This is a genomic window from Streptomyces sp. NPDC059452, from assembly GCF_042750035.1.
Taxonomy (GTDB): Bacteria; Actinomycetota; Actinomycetes; order Streptomycetales; family Streptomycetaceae; genus Streptomyces.
This window is the reverse complement of record NZ_JBHYVE010000004.1, coordinates 170,258-191,463: the sequence shown is the minus strand read 5'-3', so window position 1 is coordinate 191,463 and position 21,206 is coordinate 170,258. Positions and strand designations below refer to the sequence as shown.

Genomic DNA, 21,206 nt, shown 5'->3' with positions numbered 1-21,206 from the left:
GCCCCCGGAACGACAGGAGGCACGCATGGACTTCCGGTTCACCGACGACGACCACACCTTCCGCACCCACGCCCGCACCTGGCTGGAGACCCACCTCGCCGAAACCCCCACCTCCACCCCCATCCCCACCCCCCGCGCGTGGGAACGCGAGCTGGGCCGGGCAGGGTGGATCGGCATCGGCTGGCCATCCGAGGAAGGCGCGCGTTACGGCAACCGCCCCGCCCCCCTCCCCCAACAGGTCATCTGGGCCGAGGAGTACGCCCGCTCCACCGCCCCGCCCCGCATGGGCCACATCGGGGAGAACCTCCTCGCCCCCACCCTCATCACCTACGGCACCGAGGAGCAGAAACAGCGCCACCTGCCCCCCATCGCGCGCGGAGAGACCTTCTGGTGCCAGGGGTACAGCGAGCCGGACGCGGGGTCCGACCTCGCCGGGATCCGGACCGCCGCCACCCCGGACGGCACCGGCGGCTACACCGTAACCGGCCAGAAGATCTGGACCTCGCTGGCCCAGGACGCCGACTGGTGCTTCGTGCTGGCCCGCACCGAACCCGGCTCCACCCGCCACCGCGGACTCTCCTTCCTCCTGGTCGAGATGGACCAGCCGGACCGCATCGAGGTGCGGCCGATCCGACAGATGACGGGGACCAGCGAGTTCAACGAGGTCTTCTTCGACGGGGCCCGGGCCGCCGAGGTGGTCGGCGGCGAGGGCAACGGCTGGCAGGTCGCGATGGGGCTGCTCGCCCTGGAGCGCGGGGTCTCCACCCTCGCCCAGCAGATCGGATTCGCCCGGGAGTTGGAGGAGGTGGTCGCCGCCGCCGTGGCGAGCGGGGCCGCCGATGACCCGGTCGTCAGGGCCGCCCTCGTACGTCAGTGGGCCGAACTCGTCACCATGCGCCGCCACGCCCTCCGCACCCTCGGCACCACCGGCGACCCGGGCGCCCCCAGCGTGGCGAAGCTGCTGTGGGGCGGCTGGCACCAGCGGCTCGGCGAACTGGCGGTCCAGGTGAGGGGCGAGCCGGGAGCGGTCGGCCCCCAGTCCTGGTCACCGGAGAACCCGTACGAACTCACCACCGCACAGCACCTGTTCCTCTTCAGCCGGGCCGACACCATCTACGGCGGCTCCGACGAGATCCAGCGGAACATCATTGCCGAGCGGGTGCTCGGCCTACCGAGGGAGCCGAGATGAGAGGCGTCGTCTTCGACGGCACACGGACCGAGGTCGTCGACGACCTGGAGATACGCGAACCGGGCCCCGGCGAGGTGCTGGTGGCGGTGGCCGCCGCCGGTCTCTGCCACAGCGACCTGTCGGTGATCGACGGCACGATCCCCTTCCCCGTTCCCGTCGTGCTCGGCCACGAGGGCGCGGGCGTGGTGGAAGCGGTCGGCCCCGGCGTCGGCCACGTACGGCCCGGTGACCACGTGGCGCTCTCCACCCTCGCCAACTGCGGGGCCTGCGCCCAGTGCGACCGGGGCAGGCCCACGATGTGCCGGAAGGCGATAGGGCGCCCGGGCCGCCCGTTCTCGCGAGGCGGTAGGAAGCTCTTCCAGTTCGCCTCCAACTCGGCTTTCGCGGAACGTACGTTGGTACGAGCCGTCCAGGCGGTGAAGATCCCGGCCGACCTGCCCCTCACCTCCGCCGCCCTGATCGGCTGCGGGGTCCTGACGGGCGTCGGGGCCGTGCTGAACCGGGCGAAGGTCGACCGGGGCGACACCGTCGTGGTCATCGGCACCGGCGGCATCGGCCTCAACGTGCTCCAGGGCGCCCGGCTCGCGGGCGCGCTCACCGTCGTGGCCGTCGACAGCAACCCGGCGAAGGAGACGGTGGCCCGGCAGTTCGGCGCCACGCACTTCCTGACGGGCACCGACGGCGTACGGGACATCCTCCCCGACGGGGCCGACCACGCCTTCGAGTGCGTCGGCCGCACCGAGCTGATCCGCCGGGCGATCGACCTCCTCGACCGCCACGGCCAGGCGGTCCTGCTCGGCGTACCGGCGGCGAGCGCCGAGGCGTCGTTCGTCGTCTCCTCGATGTACCTGGACAAGTCGATCCTCGGCTGCCGTTACGGCTCCTCGCGCCCGCAGCGGGACATCGCCCTGTACGCGGACCTCTACCGGGAGGGCCGTCTGCTGCTGGACGAACTGGTCACCGAGACCTACCCGGTTGAGGACTTCGCCAAGGCGGCGGAGGATGCCCACCACGGGCGGGTGGCGCGAGGGGTACTGGTCTTCTGACCCACGGATTCAGCACGGGCGGCGACCGGACACGGCCCCGGAGGCCGCCCCGTACCCCGGACCTTCGCGAGGCTCCGGGCGTGGCTCAAATCAGTGGTGCTCACGGGCACTTGCGGAGATAGCTTCGAGATCATGAAACCGCTGACCGACACTCCCACCGACCAGGCTCCGGCCGATCCGCGCGTCGCCGACGACATGCTGGCCACCCAGCCCATCGGGTACTGGAGCGGCCTCGCGCACACGGCCGTCACCCGGCACCTGCGGGACGCGATGGCCAGGATCGACGCCACGCAGCCGCAGTACTGGGTGTTGAACTGCGTGAACGGATGGCCGGAGGCGCCGAGCCGCGAGGAGGCCGTCACCCAACTGACGCCCATGGCGGACGGGCCGCACGAGATCGGGCGCGCCGTCGGCCAACTGCTCCACCGCGGCTGGCTGCGGACCGACACCGACAGCCGCCTGCACCTCACCGATGCCGGGGAGGCTGCCCGGCTACGGCTGCGCGACCTGGCGACCGGACTGCGCGCCGTGGTCCACGAAGGCATCAGCGACGAGGAGTACGTGGCCGCGCTCAAGGTGCTGCGCAGGATGGTCGCCAACGTCGAGGCGGACAGGGACTCCTAGGCCCGGCGGAGAGGGGCGCGGACAGTGGGATGCGGTGAGAGGCCAATGGGTTCGTGATAATTTCTCACGAAACTTTGAGCAAGTAGCCTCGCGGCTGTCATGACCGGGGGACTGTCGTGGCTGTCGTGACTGTCGTGGCTGGGGAAGGTGACGACGCACCATGGCGCAGTCCGACACAACAACCCCGCGTGAGCGCTACCGCGCCCAGGTGCGTACCGAGATCAAGGAACACGCCTGGCAGCAGATCGCCACGGCCGGTGCCTCCGCGCTCTCCCTCAACGCCATCGCCAAGCAGATGGGCGTGAGCGGCCCCGCGCTCTACCGGTACTTCGCCGGGCGCGACGAGCTGATCACCGAGCTCATCCGGGACGCGTACCGCAGCCTCGCCGACACCCTCCGTACGGCCGCCGCCGAAGGTGCCGACCTGTCGGGGCTGGCGTACGCGCTGCGCGGCTGGGCGCTGGCGGATCCCCACCGGTACTTCCTCGTCTACGGCACCCCCGTCCCCGGCTACCACGCGCCCGACGACACCACCGCCGTCTCCTCCGAGATCATGGCGACCCTGCTCGACGCATGCGCGGCGCTCGTCTCCGGGGCCCCGGGCGCCCCTGCGGCCCCGCTCGCCGCCCACCTGGGGCAGCACCGGGAGTGGGCCGGTGACCACCCCGCCCCGCCCGCCGCCCTGCACCTGGCCATGAGCTTCTGGACCCGGCTGCACGGCGTGCTGTCACTGGAGCTCGCCGGGCACTTCACCGGGATGCGCTTCGACCCGGCCCAGCTCTTCGCGGCCGAGCTGGACGATCTGCTGCCGGACCCGGCGACGTAACCCTGTCTATGCGGTGTCCGCCGAGGCCCGGAACGTACGCCGGTACACCGTCGGGGGCACCCCCAGCGCCGCCTGGAGGTGCTGGCGCAGGGAGGTCGCCGTGCCGAAGCCCGCGTCCCGGGCCACCTGGTCGATGGAGAGGTCCGAGGACTCCAGCAGGTGCCGGGCCCGTTCCACCCGCTGCTGGGTCAGCCACTGGCCGGGGCTGACGCCCACCTCCTCCCGGAAGCGGCGCGTGAACGTCCGTACGCTCATCGACTCCTGCTGGGCCATGTCCCGCAGCAGGATCGGCCGGTCCAGCCGACCCAGCGCCCACGCCCGGGCGGCGGTGGTCGTCGCGAACTGCGGTTCGGGGACGGGGCGGTGGATGTACTGGGCCTGCCCGCCGTCCCGGTACGGGGGGACGACCGTGCGCCGGGCGATCTCGTTGGCCACGGCGGACCCGTGGTCGCGGCGCACGAGGTGGAGGCAGAGGTCGATCCCGGCGGCGACCCCGGCGGAGGTCAGGACGTCGCCGTCGTCGATGAACAGGACGTCCGGGTCGACGCTGACCTGCGGGAAGGTCCGCTGGAAGTGGTCGGCGGAGGACCAGTGCGTGGTGGCGGGGCGGCCGTCCAGATACCCGGCGGCGGCCAGGACGTAGCTGCCGGTGCAGATGGAGACCATACGGGTGCCCGGCCGGACGAGCGCGAAGGCGGCGGCCAGCTCCTCGGTGAGCCTGCCCTCCTCGAAGACCGGGCCCAGCTCGTAGGAGGCGGGGACGACCACGGTGTCGGCGGTGGCCAGCGCCTCGGGGCCGTGCTCCACGAGGATCGAGTAGTCGGAGTCGGTCCGGACGGGCCCCGGCGGGCGGACGGAGCAGGTCACGACCTCGTACAGCTTCCTGCCCTTGTTGCCCGGTACGGGTTCCAGGGAGCGGCCGAAGATCCGGTCCGGGATGCCCAGCTCGAAGGGGAGCAGTCCGTCCAGGGCCAGGACGGCGACGCGGTGCGGCATGGCGGGCCTCCTCGAAAGGCGCCGACGGGCCTGTGGGGGGCCCATCGGGGAACTCACTGGCTGGTATAGACCATGGGCTGGTACAGGGTAGCGACGAGAGGGAGAAGCCGACAGGGATCGCGTCCATTCCCGGTGGCTGCGGCGGTGGGTGCTCCGGAGTCGCTGGTGGCGGTGGCCGTGATCAATAGGGGGGTGGTGGTGGCGGTGCTGTTGGTGGTCCAATCGATCCGGTGGGTCCGGTGGGTCCGGTGGGTCCGGTGGGTCCGGTGGGTCCAATCGGTCCGGTGGGGCCTGCGGTTGCGGCGGTTGCGGCAGTTGCGGATGGTGGGGAGCGCGTGAGGTTTGTCTTGTTCCGTTCCTTTGTGAGGCCTTCCGCGCGGGGTTCCTCGCTTCGGGCTCGTACGACGTCTCCGGTACGGCCCTCCGCCCTTCGCGCCCGGCTGGTCGCCGCGGGCGCGGGCGTCGTCACCGTTGCCGCCGGGCTCGGTGTGCGGGCCGTGGGTGACGGTGCCTTCGCCAAGTACGCGGGGAGTGCGCTCTATACGGTGCTGCTCTGCGCCCTCGTCGCCTTCTGCGCGCCCCGCGCGCGGCCGGTCGTGGTGGCTGCCACAGCGCTCGCCCTGAGCTGGGCCGTCGAACTCCTCCAGCTCACCGGGGTGCCCGCAGACCTCTCGGCGCGGAGCGCGGTGGCCCGGCTGGTGCTCGGCTCGACGTTCAACGCCCCGGACCTGTTCTGGTACGCGGTGGGCGCGGTGGCGGGCTGGGCCGTGCACACGGGGGTCCGGAGGTCTTCTACCGTTCCTCCTGCTTCTTCTCCTGCTCCTTCGCCTTCCGCCGGGCCTCGGCCCGCTGCATCTCGATGACCTCCAGGGCGTGGGCGCTGGCCTGTCGGCGGACCGTACCCGCGACGAACAGCGCCACGCCCAGCACCGACACCGGCACGGAGATTGCCAGGAGCGTCAGTTGCTCGGGAAGGGCCTCGATCAGGCCGCAGTTCTGCGTCTCCCCGTAGCAGGACCGGTCCGACTGCTCCACCAGCAGATACGCGAGCCGCACCCACAACGCGCAGGCGGCGAGCAGCAGGACGGCTCCCCAGGTCTGCATCGCCGTCGATGCGCGATGGAACTTCTGACGTGCGACCCATTGCATGAGATCCCCCGGATTCGTCGCGTACGCGGCCACCGGTAGGTAGGTAGGTCGGTCGGCCGGTTGCCGCAGTGGCCGTCGGCGATGGTACGGGCAGGAGGCGCCCGGCCCCCCGGCCGGGGGTGTGGCCCGATCCCTGCGAACCATGTCCTCCCGGCCACTCGTGGGAACAGGCGCAGGCCAAGAGGCTGGTCCACGTGACCGAGACCATCGAAAGCGCCGCCCGGGACGACGACCGGCGGCCGCCGCGCGAGGAGCGCCGCCGTCGTCCCCGTATCCATCGGCGTATCCACCGGGCGTGGATCGTCGCCGCCGTCACCTTCGTGACGATCATCGGCGGCGCCGCCTTCGGCTCCCTGCCCGGGCTGCTCATCAACCCGCTCCACGCCGAGTTCGGCTGGTCGCGCGGTGAGATCGGGCTCGCGGCCTCCATCAACATGGCACTGTACGGGCTGACGGCGCCGTTCGCCGCCGCGCTGATGGACCGGTTCGGCATCCGGCGGGTCGTGGCGACCGCGCTGACCATGGTGGCGGCCGGGGCGCTGGCCAGTGTCTGGATGACGGCCTCCTGGCAGCTGATGATCTATTGGGGGCTGCTCGTCGGCCTGGGCACCGGGTCCATGGCGATGGCGTTCGCCGCGACCGTCACCAACCGCTGGTTCGTGACCCGGCGGGGGCTGGTCACCGGCATTCTCACCGCGGCGGGCGCCTCCGGGCAGTTGGTCTTCCTGCCGCTCTGCGCCTGGATCGTGTCCGAGCACGGCTGGCGGCCCGCCTCGGTGACCGTGGCCCTGGCGGCGCTGGTCGTGGTCCCGTTCGTCCGGCTCCTGATGCGTGACCATCCGGCCGACGTGGGGCTCGCCCCGTACGGCGGTGTGTACGTGGCGAAGCCCGCCCCGGCCCGGGGTGCCGCGCGCCGCACGGTGAAGGTGCTGTTCAGCGCGGCGCGCACCGGCCCGTTCTGGCTGCTGGCCGGGACCTTCGCGATCTGCGGGGCCTCCACCAACGGGCTGATCCGCACCCACTTCGTCCCCTCCGCGCACGACCACGGCATGCCGATCACGGCGGCCGCCTCGCTGCTGGCGGTGATCGGGATCTTCGACGTCGTCGGCACGATCTTCTCGGGCTGGCTCACCGACCGTTTCGACGCCCGCAGACTGCTCGCCGTCTACTACGCGCTGCGCGGGATCTCGCTGCTCTTCCTGCCGATGCTGATGGCGCCCGAGGTGCAACCGCCGATGGTCTTCTTCATCGTCTTCTACGGGCTGGACTGGGTGGCCACGGTCCCGCCGACGCTGGCGCTCTGCCGCGAGCAGTACGGGGACGACAGCGCCATCGTCTTCGGCTGGGTGCTGGCCTCGCACCAGGTGGGCGCGGCGGTCGTGGCGTTCCTGGGCGGGGTCGCGCGGGACGTCTTCGGCAGCTACGACGTGGTCTGGTACGCGGCGGGGGCGCTGTGTGCCGTTGCCGCGCTGATGTCGCTGGTGATCCGGCGGGCCGCACGGGCCGACTCGGCCGCCGGGGGCGCTGGGGCCGCCGGGGGCGACTCGGCCGATTCGGCCGACTCGGCTGTCTCCAGCGGGTGAAGAGTGCCTTCGCCCCTAGCGGCTGAACCGGCCGAACACGCCCCGGTGGAACAGCAGCGGCTCCCCCTCCTCCGCCGCCCCCAGCGCCTCCACCCTGCCGACCACGATCAGGTGGTCCCCGCCGGTGTGGACGGCGTGGACGCGGCAGTCGACCCAGGCCGGTACGGAGTCGAGCAGCGGTGACCCCGTCGCCGGGGCGTCCTCGTACGCCACCCCCGCGAACTTGTCCGCCCCGCTCACCGCGAACCCCCGGCACAGCGGCCCCTGTTCGGCGCCCAGGACGTTGACGCAGAACGCCCCGGCGCGGGCGATGCGCGGCCAGGTCGTCGACGTACGGGCGACCATGAAGGCGACCAGCGGCGGGTCCAGCGAGAGCGAGGCGAAGGACTGGCAGGCGAAGCCGGTGGCCCCGTCCGCGTCGCGTGCGGTGACGACGGTGACGCCGCTGGCGAAGTGGCCCAGCACGCGCCGGAATTCGCCCGGGTCGACGGGGAGTCGCTCATCGTCCCGGACCGCCCTCAGACCGGGCCGGGGCAGCGTCTCTGGCGGTGCGTGCTCCGTCGCCGCCGCTGTCGTGGCGGCGCCGACGGACCTGAGGTACCGGACGGCGGTGGCGGCCATGCCTGCGTGTCCCATCACACCGCCCATTAGAACTGACGCACCGTCAGATGTGAACGGGCGGGGCCGAACGAGCTTGAGTGGATGGCCCGTTGGGGATCTACCACCAGTACGTGGGGTAGCGGGCGGTCCTGCCGCTGCGCCCGGCCAGGATGCCGAAGCCGACGATCACGGCCGTGGCGAGCAGCAGCAGGGCGAGGAAGAGGGCCGCCGGGGGCTGGGTCGCCACGATGATGACGGCGGTGGCGGCGGCGGGGGAGTGTCCGGTACGGGTCAGGGTCATGGCGCCGATCGCGAGGCCGCCCGCTACGGCCGAGGCCCAGACCGAGCTTCCGGCGGCGGCGAGGACCGCTAAGCCCACGAACGCCGAGACGAGCTGCCCGCCGATGACGTTGCGCGGCTGGGCCAGCGGCAGGGCGGGCGCCGCGAAGACGAGCGCGGCGCTGGCGGCCAGCGGCGGGATGAGCACCGTCTGGCCGAGGGCGTGACCGATGGCCGCGAGCAGCACCAGGGCGGCCGTGCCGCCGACGGTCGCGACCGAGACGGAGGAGAGGGCGGGGCGGGCGGGGGCCTTGCTGGTCAGCAGGGAGGGGGAGCGGGTGGGGGCGGCTGGTGTGGGGGCGGCCGGTGTGGGTGTGGCTGGTGTGGGTGTGGGGGCAGGTATGGCGGGGGTGGTCGGGGTCTCGGGCATGGAATTCCTTCCTGGGTGGCTGGATCGGGAGAGCTGGCCGTGGTGAACACGTACGCGCGCGGGTCCGCCCACGGGGAGGAGTCGGCCCCCGGGCCGGAGTTCCGGACCGTCGTCCGCCGGGCTGCGTCCTCTGCTTCGTCAGGACCCGTGCCCGCCGCGCGTGGTGCACGGCGGGGCGCGGGACCGGGGCCGTTTGGCCCGCCGCAGCGGGCGCGCCCGCGCGGGCGACGAAGCGGTGTGACGGGCGCGGCCTCCGGTTCAGGTACAGGTGCCGGTGCCGGAGCCGGTGCGGCGGGCGTAGTGCCGCTGCGCCTTCGCGCGGTTGCCGCAGCCGGCCATCGAACACCAGCGGCGGGTCCCGTTCTTGGAGATGTCGTAGAAGTGCAGGACGCAGGCGTCGTTCGCGCACGGGCGGATGCGGTCGGGCCGGTCGGCCACCAGTCGTAGCCAGTCCTCGGCCGCGTACCAGGCGGGCCCCCAGGACGGGTCGTCCACCTCCACCGCCGACTCCGGCAGCCCGTCCGCCCCCAGGGTGCGGCGGATACGCCCGTGCGACAGCACCTCGTTGAGCGCCGCCATGGCGGCCGGGGTGGCCGGATCCTGTCCGCCGGCCGCCGCCGCCAGCGCTTCGAGCGCGGTACGGGCCTCCAGCAACCGGTCCAGGGTGTCGAGGTCGGCGGCGAACGCGGTGGGTCCTGTGTGCTCGCGTACGGGGTCGCTGTTCAGCCAGATCGCCAGGCCCTGCTCGGATTCCAGCAGGTCGCGCGGGCCTTCCGCATCGATCCACCGGGTGTTCAGCAGGTCGAGCGCGAGGGGTTCGCCGATCAGCGGCCGGGGGTCGGCCCCGGTGGGGTGCGGCACGGCAGTCGTCCCTTCCGTCGCGAAGTACTCCGCTCATGCTAACCGGCCAGATGGCTTTCAGTGGTTGACGACCCTGGCTTCTAACCTTTAAATTCAACTTTACTGGTTACGAGGTGTCTCGTGGCCCTGACCGAAGGCATGGGGATCGACCATGAGCAAGGCGAAGAACCTGCAGACCGGCCACATCGGCCTCAACGTCACCGACCTGGACCGTTCGCTCGCCTTCTACCGCGAGGTCTTCGACTTCGAGGTGCTGGCCGAAGGGAAGGACGACGACCGCCGCTGGGTCTTCCTCGGGCGGGACTCCCAGCTCGTGGTGACCCTGTGGCAGCAGAGCGAGGGCGCCTTCGCCCCCGCGCTGCCCGGCCTGCACCACCTCTCCTTCCAGGTGGACACCGTCGAGGAGGTCCGGGCCACCGAGGAGACCGTGCGCGCCCTGGGTGCCGAGTTCGCCTACGAAGGTGTCGTGCCGCACGGCGAGATCGGTACCTCCGGCGGCATCTTCTTCTCCGACCCCGACGGCATTCGCCTGGAGGTGTACGCGCCCTTCGGCGCCGATCCGGCGGACGCGCCGACCGCCGGGGCTCCCACCTGCGGTTTCTTCTAGGTGAGAGAGCGGTATCGGCGGCAGTGACAGCGGTAGTTGCTCCGGCGCGGGTCACTCTTGGCGAAAGGACAGGATCATGGGCGGCTACCACCACGGTGAGATCGCCGTGCAGGAGCGGGCGGGGCTCGCCCGTCAGGCCGGACAGTCGCAGGGCGCCATCGGCAACTCCATCCCCGATGTGGCGGTGGCCTTCCTCGCCCAACAGCCCCACGTCGTGGTGGGCGGCACGGACGAGCGGGGCCGGGTCTGGGCGACCCAGCTCACCGGGGAGCCGGGGTTCCTGTCCGTGGCCGGGCCGCGCACCCTGAATATCGGGGTGCTGCCCCCGCCGGAGGATCCGCTCGCCCGACTCCTCTCCGGTGCCGGAACCGGTGCCGGTGCTGGTGCCGGTCCTGGCACCGGCACCGGCGAGGAGCCCGCCCGGATCGGCATGATCGGCATCGAACCGGGCACCCGCCGCCGGATGCGGATGAACGGCCGGGCGGTCCGCGAGGGCCAAGGGCTGCGCGTCGAACTCGACCAGGTCATCGCCAACTGCCCCAAGTACATCCAGAAACGCGACCATCGTACGGCTGTGGCGACGGCCGCCGGTCCGGTCCGGCGGACGGCCGTCGACAGCGTGGAGCTGAGCCCCCCCCAACAGCGGGTGCTGCGGGCCGCCGACACCTTCTTCGTCGCCACCACCTCCGACCGGGGAGACGCGGACGCCTCGCACCGGGGCGGCAACCCCGGCTTCGTCCAGGTGCTCTCACCCCGGCTGCTGCGCTGGCCCGACTACCTGGGCAACGCCATGTTCCTGACCCTGGGCAACCTCGAACTCAACCCGGCGGCAGGCCTGTTCGTCCCCGGCTGGGAGACCGGCACCTCCCTGCATCTGACGGGTTCGGCCCGCACGGTGTGGGACGAGGAGGAGGTGGCCCGTCACCCCGGGGCGCAGCGGCTGGTGGAGTTCGAGATCACCGCCGTACGGGAGATCGCGGCGGCCTCCCCGCTGCGCTGGTCCGCGCCCCTCTACTCCCGCTTCAACCCGCCGACGTCCGGCTGAAGCCCCATCGAGCCAACGTGCCCACACCTGTGACGGAGTCGCCATGCAGATCACCGTGGACCTGAACGTCTGTGAAAGTCACGGTAGTTGTGTCTTCGCCGCCCCCGAGATCTTCTCGTTCGACGATGACGACTACCTCCAGTACGAAGCCGAGCCGGACGACGGGCTGCGCGAGGTGGCCGGGAAGGCCGCCGCCTCCTGCCCCGTCCGCGCCATCACCGTGGTCCCCGCCCCGTGAGCGCCGTCGTCCCGCCCCGCGATGTGGTGGTCGTCGGGGCCTCGCTGGCCGGGCTGCGGGCCGCGACGGCCCTGCGGGAAGCGGGGTTCACCGGCAGGCTGACCATCGTCGGGGCCGAGCGGCACGCCCCGTACGACCGCCCGCCGCTCTCCAAGCAGTTCCTGACGGCCGCCGAGGCCCCGGCCGACCCTCTGCTCCCGCTCCCCGACGGCCTCCGGGCCCGCTGGCTGCTGGGGCGGGCGGCCGTCCGGCTCGACCCGTACCGCCGGATCGTCACGCTCGCCGACGGCACGCGCCTGCCCTACGGTGGCCTGGTGATCGCCACCGGGGCCGCCGCCCGGTCCGGTGTCGTGGACGACGAACCCGGCCCGGACCAGGGTGTGTTCACCCTGCGCGGCCGCGACGACGCGATGGCGCTGCGGGCCGCGCTCACCCCCGGGCGGAGGCTGCTCGTGGTCGGCGCCGGGTTCCTCGGCGGCGAGGTCGCGGCGGCGGGCCGGGCGCTCGGGCTCGATGTCACGCTCGTGGCGGCCGGGGCCGTACCACTGGAGCGCGCGGTCGGCAGGGAGGTCGGCGCGTTCGTGGGGATGCTCCACCGGGAGGCGGGCATCGACCTGCGCACCGGCACCACGGTCGCCGCGTTCGGAACGGGTGCCGACGGCGGGCTCAAGGGCGCCCGGCTGGCCGACGGGCGGCTCCTCGCGGCCGACGTCGCGGTCCTGGCCCTGGGCGCGGCCCCGGCCACCGGGTGGCTGGCCGGTTCGGGGATCGAGGCGGTCGACGGAGTGCCCACCGACTCCCGCCTGCGGGCCCTGTTCCCGGACGGTACGACGGTGCCCGGCGTGGTCGCGGCGGGCGACGCGGCCCGGGTCCCGCAGCCCCTCGCGGGCGGCGCCGCGACTGCCCTCGGCCACTGGGCCGCCGCGGCGGAGCAGGGCGCGGCGGCCGCCCGTACGCTGCTGCTGGGCGAGGGGGCCCCGGTCTTCGCCGAGGTGCCCTCCTTCTGGTCCGACTTCCACGGCGTCCGGCTCCGCTCGGTGGGCCTGCCGGCCCTCGGCGACCTGGTGAAGGTCCACGAATGCGACCGGGACGCCCGGCGCCTGGAGGTCAGCTACCACCTGGACGGACGCCTGGTCGGCGCCCTGACCATCGGCCGGACCTCCCGACTGGCGGCCTACCGGCGGGCGTTGGCCGAGCGAACGTCCGGCTGATCTTCACGAGCTCGGCGGGCGCGGTGGCCGTACAGGGGGGCAGACCGTCCGGACGGCCTACCGGCCGGGCCTCGACAGGGCCACCGTACGTCGCGTGCCGATCAGGGTCCTGGCCCGGGGGGCTGGGCCGAGGTCCGTTCTCAACTCTCCACCCCAGCCTCCAGTTTGCGCAGCCGCAGCACATAGTCGCTGAACAGATGCCGGCTCCGGTCGAGCAGTTCGCCCGATCACCGCACCGGGCGGCAACCCGGGGTCGTCCGCCGCCGTGCACCGCTCCCGGTACCAGGCCGACGGGTCGCTTCCCTGCTGCCGTACGACGTACCGGGCGCAAGCGCGCACGAGCGCGGAACGGTCGCCGAGCATCGGTCATACGGCGGAGAGAAAAGTGACCGCCGCCAGCACCAGGGAGACCAGGCAGGCCAGGGCCCCCAGCAGCAGGCTCCGGGCGTCGGCGCGCATCCGCCGCACGGCCGGTGCCAGACGGACCGCGACGAGCACGGCCGCACCGGCGGACGCACCGCCGACGCACCAGAGCAGGAAGCCCGTCATCGGCACGCCCTCGGCCATCCCCCACACCACCGTCAGACCGGCCAGGGCGACCGGCAAGGAGATCAGCGCCCAGGCGAGCAGCCACAACCCTGCGGCCAGGAGCATCACAGGAGTACGCCGGGGCGGAGGGGCGATCCGGGCCGGTCGGTAGAGAATGTCGTACGTACGAGGGTTCACGCCCCGATCCTCGCCGACCCCCTGCCGCCCGGGCATGGGGCGGATGACTCAGCGGACCACGGTCCCGTACTCACTTCGGATCATGTGCTCAGTGCCCCCGGTACTCCGGTGTGCGCCGCTCGACGAAGGCGGCGACACCCTCGTTGGCGTCCCGGGTGGTCATGTTGATCTCCTGGGCGGCCGCCTCCGCCGCGAACGCCGTCGCCCGGTCACTGGTCGGTGAGTCGTTCACGAGCTGCTTGGTCAGGGCGATGGCCCGGGTCGGCCCGCAGGCCAGCCGTCCGGCCCACTCGGTGGCGAGGGCGGTCAACTCCCCTTCCGGTACGGTGCGGTTGACGAGGCCCAGCCGTTCCGCGTCCGCCGCCGTCAGCGCGTCCCCGAAGAACATCAGCTCCTTCGCCCGCTGCGGACCGATCAACCGGGGCAGCAGATAGGCGCCGCCGCCGTCCGGGACGAGCCCCCGGCGTACGAAGACCTCGATGAACTTCGCCGTATCGGCCGCCAGGACCAGATCGCAGGCGAACGCCAGGTGCGCGCCGATCCCGGCGGCGGTCCCGTTGACGGCGGCGATCACCGGCTTCTCGCAGTCCAGCACGGCGGCGATCAGCCGTTGCGCGCCGAGCCGGATGGTCCGGGCGACATCCCCGGGGACACGTTCGCGCGTCGGGGCCGGGGCGCCGCGCAGGTCGGCGCCCGCGCAGAAGCCGCGCCCGGTGGCGGTGAGCACGACGGCCCGTACGGCGGGGTCGGCGGAGGCGTCGGCCAGCAGGGCGATGACCCGTTCGCGCTGCTCCCAGGTGACGGCGTTCATCGCCTCGGGGCGGTTGAGGGTGATCCAGGAGACGCCTTCGGGGGTGGTGCGGTGGAGGACGGTGGACTCGACGGGGGCGGGGGCCTCCGGTTCGCGATATGCCCCCGTCCCGCGCTTCCCCGTCCCGCGCTCCCCCGTACCGACGACGGCTTCCGCGCTCACCGGCACACCGCCAGCGCGTCCAGCGCCACCGCGCCCTGTCCGCGCCCCAGCACCACCAGCGGGTTGATGTCCAGCTCGGTCAGGTCGTCGCCCAGCTCCAGGGCCATGCGCTGCACCCGCAGCACCACCTCCACCAGCGCGTCCACATCGACGGGCGCCCCGCCGCGCACCCCGGCCAGCAGCGCCCGCCCGCGCAGCTCGCCGAGCATGTCCCGGGCCTCCTTCTCGCCGAAGGGGGGCACCCGTACCGCCGTGTCGTGCAGCACCTCCACCAGGACCCCGCCGAGCCCGACCGTGACGGTCGGCCCGAAGAGCGGGTCGTGGGTGACGCCGACCATCATCTCGACGCCCCGGTCGATCATCTGGCAGACCAGGACGCCGTCCAGGTCGACGGATTCGAAGCGGGCGATGTCCGTCAACTCGCGGTAGGCGTCCCGTACTTGGCTGGCCGATGTCAGGCCCACCTTCACCAGGCCCAGTTCCGTCTTGTGGGCGAGGTGGGGGCCGGAGGCCTTCATCACGACCGGGTAGCCGACCGGCCCGGCCGCCCGGACGGCGCCCGCCGCGCTCGTCACCAACTGCTCGCGCGGGACGCGGATGCCGTACGCGCGCAGGAGCTGCTTCGCCGCGTGCTCGCTGAGCTGCTGCCCGGGGCGCATCAGGGCCCGCGCCTTGCGGAAGGAGGGGGAGGGGGTGCGCGGGGCCTCGTCGAAGGGGGAGCGGTAGCCGGAGGTGAAGCGGTGGTGGTCCAGGTAGGCCTTCACGGCGGTGACGCAGTTGGAGAACGTACGGAAGGTGGCGACGCGGGAGGAGCCGAGGAGGGTGGTGCGGTAGGCGTCCTCGGTGCCCACGGGGGAGCCCCAGATCACGCAGACCAGCTTGTCGGTGGCCTCCGCCGCGTCGACCAGGTCCTGGGCGAGGCGGTCGCTCATGGGCGGGAACGGGCCGGTGATCGGACAGATCAGCACCCCGACGGACGGGTCCGCGAGGATCGCGTCGATGATTTTCCGGCCGCGGTGGTCGCCGACCGGGTGGCCGCCGTTGTCGATCGGGTTGGCGACGTTCAGGTAGCCGGGTATCCAGGTGTGCAGCTCGTCCTGTTTGGCGGCGGAGAGGGTGGGGAGGGTGAGCCCGGCCGCCGTCGCGAGGTCCGCGAAGTGGGCGCCGGTGCCGCCGGAGATGGAGTACACGGCGACGCCCTCCGCGCGGGGCGGCCGGGCGCGGGCCAACAGGGCCGCGGTGTCCTGGAGTTCGTCCAGGCCGTCCACCCGGACCACCCCGAACTGCCGCATCGCCGCGTCCACCACCTGGTCCGCCCCGGTCAGCTTCCCGGTGTGCGAGGCGGCGGCCTCGGCTCCGGTCTCCGTACGCCCCACCTTCACCGCCACCACCGGCACCCCGGCGCGGGCGGCCCGGTCGGCGGCGAGCAGAAAGGCGCGGCCGTCCTTGAGCCCCTCCACGTAACAGGCGATGGCCCCCACCTCGGGGCGCTGGGCGAAGTACGCGAGGAAGTCGGCGGTCTCCAGATCGGCCTCGTTGCCCGTGGGCGCCCAGTGCGAGAGCCGGATGCCGAGCTCCTGGAGGGCGTGGAGCGGGCGGCCCTGGTGCCCGGACTGGGTGATCAGGGCGATGGCCGGGCCCGCCAGGTCGTCCCGGAACTTCTCGAAGGCGTTGAGGTTGGTGTTCGGCCCCAGCAGTCGTACGCCGGACCGCTCCACGGCCGCCGCCAGCCGGGCCTGGGCCACCGCGCCGGCCTCCCCGGTCTCGGCGAACCCGGAGGCGAAGGCCACGGCGAAGGGGATCTTGGCCTCGGCCAGCTCCTCGATCACCGGGAGCGGATCGGCCACCAACAGGACGGCCAGATCGACGGGTTCGGGCAGCCCGGCCACCGAGGGGACGCAGGGGAGCCCGAACACGGCGTCCCGGGCCGGGTGCACCGGGTGGAGCCGCGCCCCGACGCGTTCGGCCCAGGCGATGAGCTGCCGGGTGATACCGGTGTTCGGGCGCCCCTCGGTGTCGGAGGCGCCGACGACGGCCACCGAGCGCGGCCGGAAGAAGCGGTCCAGGTCGGGCACGGCCAGGTGGAGCGGCCGCCCGCTGACATCGAGGCCGCCCTGCCGTGCGGCGGTCGGCAAGCTGACGACGGAGGCGTGCGGCTCCTCGCCGCAGGCCACCACCCGGGCGCGGAAGCCGGTGGTGAGGGTGCCGTGAGTCGATCCAAGCATCGTTCCGCCACTCCTGCTCGATGGTCCTGCTCGATGGCCTGTCGGCCCGGTGTCCCCGCGGGGCCGGCGCGGTTGGCTGACGAACTGTCAGGTTACTGAACTGACGGCCCGTCAGGAATGGTCGTGCAGGCAAAGGCTTCCGAGGGCGGGCCGTCGCCGGTCAGGGGGAGGCGCGAAGTGGCGTAGGGTGGGGTTCACCGACGCGGGGTGGAGCAGCTCGGTAGCTCGCTGGGCTCATAACCCAGAGGTCGCAGGTTCAAATCCTGTCCCCGCTACTGATGAACGCGTCTGAGGCCCGGATCTCCTGAGATCCGGGCCTCAGACGCGTTTCCCGCCCACCGGCCACTGGGCCCGGACAGAGCCACTGGGCCCGGACGGCTGGACATCCCTCCCGGACGCTGAGCCATGGCGGGCCAGGTCGTGCCGGGCGAGGCTGGGGCACATGACACAGACAGCAGACGCGAACCCCGTACCGTCCTCCGCGCCTTCCCCCGTCCTGGTCCTCGGTGGCACCGGCAAGACCGGCCGCAGGGTGGTGGCCCGCCTCCGCGAGCTGGGGGTGGAGACCCGGGCGGCCTCGCGGTCCGGGGAGACCCCGTTCGACTGGGCGGACCCGGCCACCTGGCAGGCCGCCCTGGAGGGGGCCGCCGCCGTCTACATCGTCCCGCTCGACACCTCGCCCTCCCCGACGCCCGCCTTCGTCGAGCAGGCCGTGGCGGCCGGGGTGCGGCGGCTGGTGCTGCTCTCGGCCCGGGGCGTGGACACACCGGGCTACTTCGGCTCGCCCGAGTACGACGGCGGCCCGCATGTGCAGGGGGAGGAGGCCGTACGGGCCTCCGGCGTGGCCTGGACGATCCTGCGGCCCGGCTGGTTCGCCCAGAACTTCACCGAGGGCGTCTTCCTCGACGACGTACGCAACGGGTCCCTGACCCTGCCCGTCGGGGACGGCGAGGCGGCGTACATCGACGCGGACGACATCGCGGCGGTGGCGGTGGCGGCGCTCATCGAGGACGGCCACACGGGCGAGGCGTACGAGCTGTCGGGCCCGCGCGCGCTCGGCGTGGCCGACGTCCTGGACGAGATCGCGAAGGCGAGCGGCGTACGTGCCTCCTATGTGCCGACCGAGGAGTCCGCGTTCCGGGCGGGGCTGGTCGCGCAGGGCATGTCCGAGGTGGAGGCCGCGCTCTGGACCGCCGCCCTGGACCCGATCCGCACGAGCCGGGAGGCCGCGCTGAAGGACGGGGTCCAGCGGGCCCTGGGCCGTCCCCCGCGCGACCTCGCCGATGTCGTCCGCGAGGCGGCGGAGAAGGGGGCCTGGGGGTAGAAGGGGCCCGGGGGGTGGGGCGGGGTCGCGCGCCGGGGGCCGACCGGGCCCCGGCCGGGGCGGCGGATACCTCGGTGAGGGGAGCGGCCGTCGCCCCCCGGCCCCTCCCTCGTTGGGTTTGGCCCTTGCCGGGCTCAGAGTTCGTCGGTACGGGACAGGGCGTCGGTGATCAGCCGGGTGGCGAAGTCGGGGTCGTCGGCGATGCGGTTGATGTGCTCCGCGAGCAGGAAGGTGGTGGCCTCCAGGGGAGTCATCTCCACCTCGGTCCACTCCCCGTACTGCTTGCGCCACAGGTTGGGGCTCAGACCGGTACCGGCGGCGATGACCAGGCCCGCCATGGTGGGGATGGCCTCGGGGCGGATGCTCCTGGGCATCATGCGCAGCGAGGCCACGAGGTTGGGCACCACGTACTCGATGACGTCCTTGCCGTGCTCCTCGTGGGCCTTCCGCAGCCACACCATGTACATGTAGATGAGCGTGCACGCGCCGTCCAGCACGTCATGGGCACCCTCCGGGCCCAGTGACGCGGTGAACTGCTCGATCAGCTCGCGTTGTTCGGTATCGGTCCCGGTGGTGCCGTTGTGGATGCTCTTGAGCCGGGAGTCGATCATCAGGAGCGCCGCGCCCACGTCGCCTGCGGGAGCGTTCTGGGGGCCGTAGGGCGATGACACAGGATTCCTCCTCGGGCGGCTGCCACGGCGGGCAGGGCTGACGTGTCCGTACAGTAGACGGCCGCTGCGGCGCTTCCGGTGGACTTCTTCCTTTGCGGGACAGGGCGGGGGCCGGTGGGTTAGGGCGTTGGCGGTGACGGGCGGTGGGGGTCGGTCCGGTGGCCCGGGTGTGTGCGGTACGGGGGTGGTCCACGCCGCTGTGACGTGGGCGGAAGCGGAAGTGCGCGCCGCGCGGAGGTGAGGGCGGAGGGGTGGGCGGAAGGTCCGGGGTGGCTGCTCTTCGGGTGGCGGTAAGGTGTGTTCTAGTGGGGCAGGGCTTACGGTGGATGGGTGCGCGTCCCTCGAAAGGGGGGGCGGGGGAACGCGCGCTGTACGGCTTCTCACCCCGCCGGGGCCTCCCGTCCCCGTGCGGGGCCCGTCGGGGTCTCCTGGCGGTACGCGCTCGGGCTCTCGCCCCGGAGCCGCTTGAACGCCGCGCTGAAGCCGAACGCGTCCGCGTAGCCGACCCGCCGGGCCACCGCCGCCACGGTCAGCTCCGGGCGGGTCAGCAGGTCGGCGGCGAGGGTCATGCGCCATTCGGTCAGGTACGCCACCGGGCCGTCCCCGACCAGCTCCGTGAACCGCTTGGCCAGGGTGGTCCTCGACACCCCTGCCAGGGAGGCCAGTTCGGCCGTCGTCCAGGGGTGCGCCGGGTCCTCGTGCATCGCCCGCAGCGCGGGCCCCGCGACCTCGTCGCCGAGGGCCCCGTACCACCCCGGCGGCTCGGCCTCCGGGCGGTCGAACCAGTCCCGCAGGGTGCACACGAGCATCCAGTCCAGCAGCCGGTCCAGCACGATCTGATGGCCCGGCCGCGCGCCGCCGATCTGGGCGACCAGGTAGTCGCGCAGCGGCTCGCAGTCGTCCTCGTCCGGCACGACGAGAACCGGCGGAAGGGCCCGGAGCAGCCGTTGGGGAACCTCCGCCCGTACGTCGTAGGCGGCGGCCAACAGCACGGTGGGCCCGGCCAGTTCGGCGCCGTGACCGGCGGCGGGGGCCAGGTCGTCACCCCAGCGCACCTCCCGTACGCCCAGGGAACTCCCGGGCCCCGGGCCCCGCCCCGTACCCGGCTCCGTACCGTTCGCCGGGTCGTCGGTGAAGGTGAACGGCGCCGGTCCCCGTACGATCGCCGCCTCGCCGAAAGCCAGCCGCCGGGGCTCCCCGGCCTCCGGCACGATCCACCCGGCGCCCCGCATCGGCAGGCACAGGGTCAGGTAGGCCCCGTCCGTGAAGCGCAGGGACCACGGCGGCCAGAGCACCGACCGCCCGAACACCGCACCCTTGCCCCGCACGCCCCGCAACAACTCGTCGAACACGTCCATGGGGCCCACGATAGGCAGACGCGGCACGCGTTCCGGACGCTCCCTTATGCACGGCGGACGGCCGCCCATGGTCCGGGCGGCGGCCGGTGCGGTGGACTGGCTCCATGACCACAACGAAGCCCGGTACCCACCGCTCCCCGTCCACCGTCCTCGTCCTCGGCGCCACCGGCAAGACCGGCCGCCGGGTCGTGGACCGCCTCCGTGCCTCCGGGACGGCGGCCACGGTCCGGGCGGCCTCCCGCTCCGGCGAGGTCCGGTTCGACTGGACGCTCCCCGACACCTGGGAGCCCGCACTGGCGGGAGCCGGGGCGGTCTACCTCATCGCGCCCGAAGACCCTGCCCCGGTACGGGAGTTCGTGAAGCAGGCCGAGGCCCTTGGAGTGCGGCGCTTCGTGGCGCTCTCCGGCCGGGGCATCGACCGGGCGGTCGGCGGCGACTTCGGCCAGGGCATGGTGGCCGGTGAGGCGGCGGTCCGGGAGTCCGGGGCCGAGTGGACGATCCTGCGCGCCAACAACTTCTTCCAGAACTTCGACGAGGACCTGTGGCTGCCCCCGCTCCGGGCGGGCCGGCTGGGCCTGCCGATCGGGGAGACACCGGAACCGTTCATCGACGCGGACGACGTGGCGGCGGTCGCGGCGACGATCCTCACCGAAGGCGGGGACGGACACGCGGGCCGCGTCTACGAGCTGACGGGCCCCCGCGCGCTCACCTTCGCCGAGGCCGTCCGCACCATCGCCGGGGCGGCGGGCCGCCCGATCCGCTACGAGGAGCTGACCCCGGCCGCGTACCGCACCGAACTCCTCGCCGAGGGCTGGCCGGAGGCGGCGGCGGACGGCCTGGGCACCATGTTCGCCCTGCACCGTGCGGGCCACACCGCGACGGTCACCGACGACGTCCACCAGATCCTGGGCCACGCCCCGGCCGACCTGGAACCGTGGGCGCGGGGGGTGGCGGCCCGGGGGGTGTGGGCGTAGGGGCGGCCCGGGGGTTGGGCGGGGCGGGCCCTCCGGGGTTGAGGGCCGGGGCGGGGCGAAGGCTTCGGGCCGAGGGCTCCGGGGCGGGCGCTCCGGACCGAGGGCTGGGCCTGCTCACCGAGGCGGACGATGTCGCCGGTCAACACCCGGAGAGTAGGCGTGAGTTCACGCGACGTTCAGGGGGTTCGCCGCGAAGGCCTCACCCCCCTCGGCCGCTGGGGCGAGGAGAGCATGGAGCGACTGGAGAACCTGCCTCGGGGGCGTACGGAAC

Annotated in this window: 22 protein-coding genes and 1 tRNA gene; 13 read left to right on the top strand and 10 right to left on the bottom strand. The window is 73.1% G+C overall.

The genetic code is table 11. The features are described from left to right. Positions 1-25: 25 nt before the first annotated feature. The 4 genes from ACFW9Z_RS08470 to ACFW9Z_RS08455 all read left to right on the top strand — a co-directional run bounded on the left by ACFW9Z_RS08470 (position 26) and on the right by ACFW9Z_RS08455 (position 3,685). Positions 26-1,189, top strand: a complete 1,164-nt coding sequence (locus ACFW9Z_RS08470) for an acyl-CoA dehydrogenase family protein (protein ID WP_384636290.1) — start codon at positions 26-28, stop codon at positions 1,187-1,189. Next, positions 1,186-2,235 carry a Zn-dependent alcohol dehydrogenase gene (locus ACFW9Z_RS08465; protein WP_384636287.1) on the top strand — a complete coding sequence of 350 codons (1,050 nt, stop codon included), beginning with the start codon at positions 1,186-1,188 and terminating at the stop codon, positions 2,233-2,235. Before ACFW9Z_RS08470 ends, ACFW9Z_RS08465 begins: the two co-directional genes overlap by 4 nt. Positions 2,236-2,367: 132 nt before the next feature. After that, positions 2,368-2,859 (top strand): MarR family winged helix-turn-helix transcriptional regulator, encoded by a 492-nt coding sequence (locus ACFW9Z_RS08460; protein ID WP_384636284.1) that lies wholly within the window; start codon positions 2,368-2,370, stop codon positions 2,857-2,859. 160 nt (positions 2,860-3,019) lie between these two features. Then, positions 3,020-3,685 (top strand): TetR/AcrR family transcriptional regulator, encoded by a 666-nt coding sequence (locus tag ACFW9Z_RS08455; protein WP_384636281.1) that lies wholly within the window; start codon positions 3,020-3,022, stop codon positions 3,683-3,685. A gap of 6 nt (positions 3,686-3,691) precedes the next feature. On the opposite strand, the gene ACFW9Z_RS08450 is transcribed toward ACFW9Z_RS08455, so the two are convergent. After that, positions 3,692-4,681, bottom strand: coding sequence for a GlxA family transcriptional regulator (locus ACFW9Z_RS08450; RefSeq protein WP_384636278.1), 990 nt, complete (start codon positions 4,679-4,681; stop codon positions 3,692-3,694). A 440-nt stretch (positions 4,682-5,121) separates the two neighbouring features. Here ACFW9Z_RS08450 and ACFW9Z_RS08445 point away from each other — a divergent pair, with 440 nt between their 5' ends. Next, the gene (locus tag ACFW9Z_RS08445; RefSeq protein ID WP_384636815.1) at positions 5,122-5,544 is read left to right on the top strand and encodes a DUF2809 domain-containing protein; all 423 of its coding nucleotides are present in this window, start codon (positions 5,122-5,124) and stop codon (positions 5,542-5,544) included. Here the strand turns inward: ACFW9Z_RS08445 and ACFW9Z_RS08440 are convergent. Then, entirely contained in the window at positions 5,474-5,830 is a 357-nt protein-coding gene (locus ACFW9Z_RS08440) for a hypothetical protein (RefSeq protein ID WP_384636276.1), read from the bottom strand. The two genes, ACFW9Z_RS08445 and ACFW9Z_RS08440, sit on opposite strands and share 71 nt — an antisense overlap. A 194-nt stretch (positions 5,831-6,024) precedes the next feature. On the opposite strand from ACFW9Z_RS08440, the gene ACFW9Z_RS08435 reads away from it, so the two are divergent. Then, positions 6,025-7,413 carry an MFS transporter gene (locus ACFW9Z_RS08435; RefSeq protein WP_384636274.1) on the top strand — a complete coding sequence of 463 codons (1,389 nt, stop codon included), beginning with the start codon at positions 6,025-6,027 and terminating at the stop codon, positions 7,411-7,413. Positions 7,414-7,428: 15 nt separating this feature from the next. Here the strand turns inward: ACFW9Z_RS08435 and ACFW9Z_RS08430 are convergent, their stop codons facing one another. The 3 genes from ACFW9Z_RS08430 to ACFW9Z_RS08420 all read right to left on the bottom strand — a co-directional run bounded on the left by ACFW9Z_RS08430 (position 7,429) and on the right by ACFW9Z_RS08420 (position 9,583). Beyond that, positions 7,429-8,034: a flavin reductase family protein gene (locus ACFW9Z_RS08430; RefSeq protein WP_384636812.1), complete on the bottom strand. Its 606-nt coding sequence runs from the start codon at positions 8,032-8,034 to the stop codon at positions 7,429-7,431. A 97-nt stretch (positions 8,035-8,131) separates the two neighbouring features. Beyond that, the gene (locus ACFW9Z_RS08425) at positions 8,132-8,722 is read right to left on the bottom strand and encodes an HPP family protein (RefSeq protein WP_384636271.1); all 591 of its coding nucleotides are present in this window, start codon (positions 8,720-8,722) and stop codon (positions 8,132-8,134) included. Positions 8,723-8,980: 258 nt separating this feature from the next. Then, positions 8,981-9,583, bottom strand: a complete 603-nt coding sequence (locus tag ACFW9Z_RS08420; RefSeq protein WP_384636268.1) for a CGNR zinc finger domain-containing protein — start codon at positions 9,581-9,583, stop codon at positions 8,981-8,983. 151 nt (positions 9,584-9,734) lie between these two features. Between ACFW9Z_RS08420 and ACFW9Z_RS08415 the strand changes: the two genes are divergently transcribed. From ACFW9Z_RS08415 to ACFW9Z_RS08400, 4 genes are all read left to right on the top strand, one after another. Then, a complete protein-coding gene (locus ACFW9Z_RS08415) occupies positions 9,735-10,190 on the top strand; it encodes a VOC family protein (RefSeq protein ID WP_384636265.1) in 456 nt (151 codons plus the stop codon). Between the two features lie 76 nt (positions 10,191-10,266). Further along, the gene (locus ACFW9Z_RS08410; RefSeq protein ID WP_384636262.1) at positions 10,267-11,235 is read left to right on the top strand and encodes a pyridoxamine 5'-phosphate oxidase family protein; all 969 of its coding nucleotides are present in this window, start codon (positions 10,267-10,269) and stop codon (positions 11,233-11,235) included. Positions 11,236-11,278: 43 nt separating this feature from the next. Further along, a complete protein-coding gene (locus ACFW9Z_RS08405; protein ID WP_384636259.1) occupies positions 11,279-11,473 on the top strand; it encodes a ferredoxin in 195 nt (64 codons plus the stop codon). Continuing rightward, positions 11,470-12,684 carry an NAD(P)/FAD-dependent oxidoreductase gene (locus ACFW9Z_RS08400; protein WP_384636257.1) on the top strand — a complete coding sequence of 405 codons (1,215 nt, stop codon included), beginning with the start codon at positions 11,470-11,472 and terminating at the stop codon, positions 12,682-12,684. Before ACFW9Z_RS08405 ends, ACFW9Z_RS08400 begins: the two co-directional genes overlap by 4 nt. Positions 12,685-13,050: 366 nt before the next feature. On the opposite strand, the gene ACFW9Z_RS08395 is transcribed toward ACFW9Z_RS08400, so the two are convergent. From ACFW9Z_RS08395 to ACFW9Z_RS08385, 3 genes are all read right to left on the bottom strand, one after another. Further along, positions 13,051-13,410, bottom strand: coding sequence for a hypothetical protein (locus ACFW9Z_RS08395; protein ID WP_384636254.1), 360 nt, complete (start codon positions 13,408-13,410; stop codon positions 13,051-13,053). An 88-nt stretch (positions 13,411-13,498) separates the two neighbouring features. Next, on the bottom strand, positions 13,499-14,389 hold the full coding sequence (locus ACFW9Z_RS08390) for an enoyl-CoA hydratase/isomerase family protein (RefSeq protein WP_384636251.1): 891 nt from the start codon (positions 14,387-14,389) through the stop codon (positions 13,499-13,501). After that, positions 14,380-16,608, bottom strand: a complete 2,229-nt coding sequence (locus ACFW9Z_RS08385) for an acetate--CoA ligase family protein (protein ID WP_384636249.1) — start codon at positions 16,606-16,608, stop codon at positions 14,380-14,382. Before ACFW9Z_RS08385 ends, ACFW9Z_RS08390 begins: the two co-directional genes overlap by 10 nt. A gap of 201 nt (positions 16,609-16,809) precedes the next feature. On the opposite strand from ACFW9Z_RS08385, the gene ACFW9Z_RS08380 reads away from it, so the two are divergent. Both ACFW9Z_RS08380 and ACFW9Z_RS08375 read left to right on the top strand, forming a co-directional pair. Beyond that, positions 16,810-16,883: transfer RNA gene (locus ACFW9Z_RS08380), tRNA-Met, on the top strand. A 167-nt stretch (positions 16,884-17,050) separates the two neighbouring features. Next, positions 17,051-17,932, top strand: a complete 882-nt coding sequence (locus ACFW9Z_RS08375) for an NAD(P)H-binding protein (RefSeq protein WP_384636246.1) — start codon at positions 17,051-17,053, stop codon at positions 17,930-17,932. Positions 17,933-18,066: 134 nt separating this feature from the next. Here the strand turns inward: ACFW9Z_RS08375 and ACFW9Z_RS08370 are convergent, their stop codons facing one another. Together ACFW9Z_RS08370 and ACFW9Z_RS08365 are read right to left on the bottom strand one after the other, a co-directional pair. After that, positions 18,067-18,603, bottom strand: coding sequence for a hypothetical protein (locus tag ACFW9Z_RS08370; protein WP_384636243.1), 537 nt, complete (start codon positions 18,601-18,603; stop codon positions 18,067-18,069). Positions 18,604-18,983: 380 nt separating this feature from the next. Further along, entirely contained in the window at positions 18,984-19,961 is a 978-nt protein-coding gene (locus ACFW9Z_RS08365) for an AraC family transcriptional regulator (RefSeq protein ID WP_384636240.1), read from the bottom strand. Between the two features lie 104 nt (positions 19,962-20,065). On the opposite strand from ACFW9Z_RS08365, the gene ACFW9Z_RS08360 reads away from it, so the two are divergent. Then, positions 20,066-20,935: an NAD(P)H-binding protein gene (locus ACFW9Z_RS08360; RefSeq protein ID WP_384636237.1), complete on the top strand. Its 870-nt coding sequence runs from the start codon at positions 20,066-20,068 to the stop codon at positions 20,933-20,935. Positions 20,936-21,206: the final 271 nt, after the last annotated feature.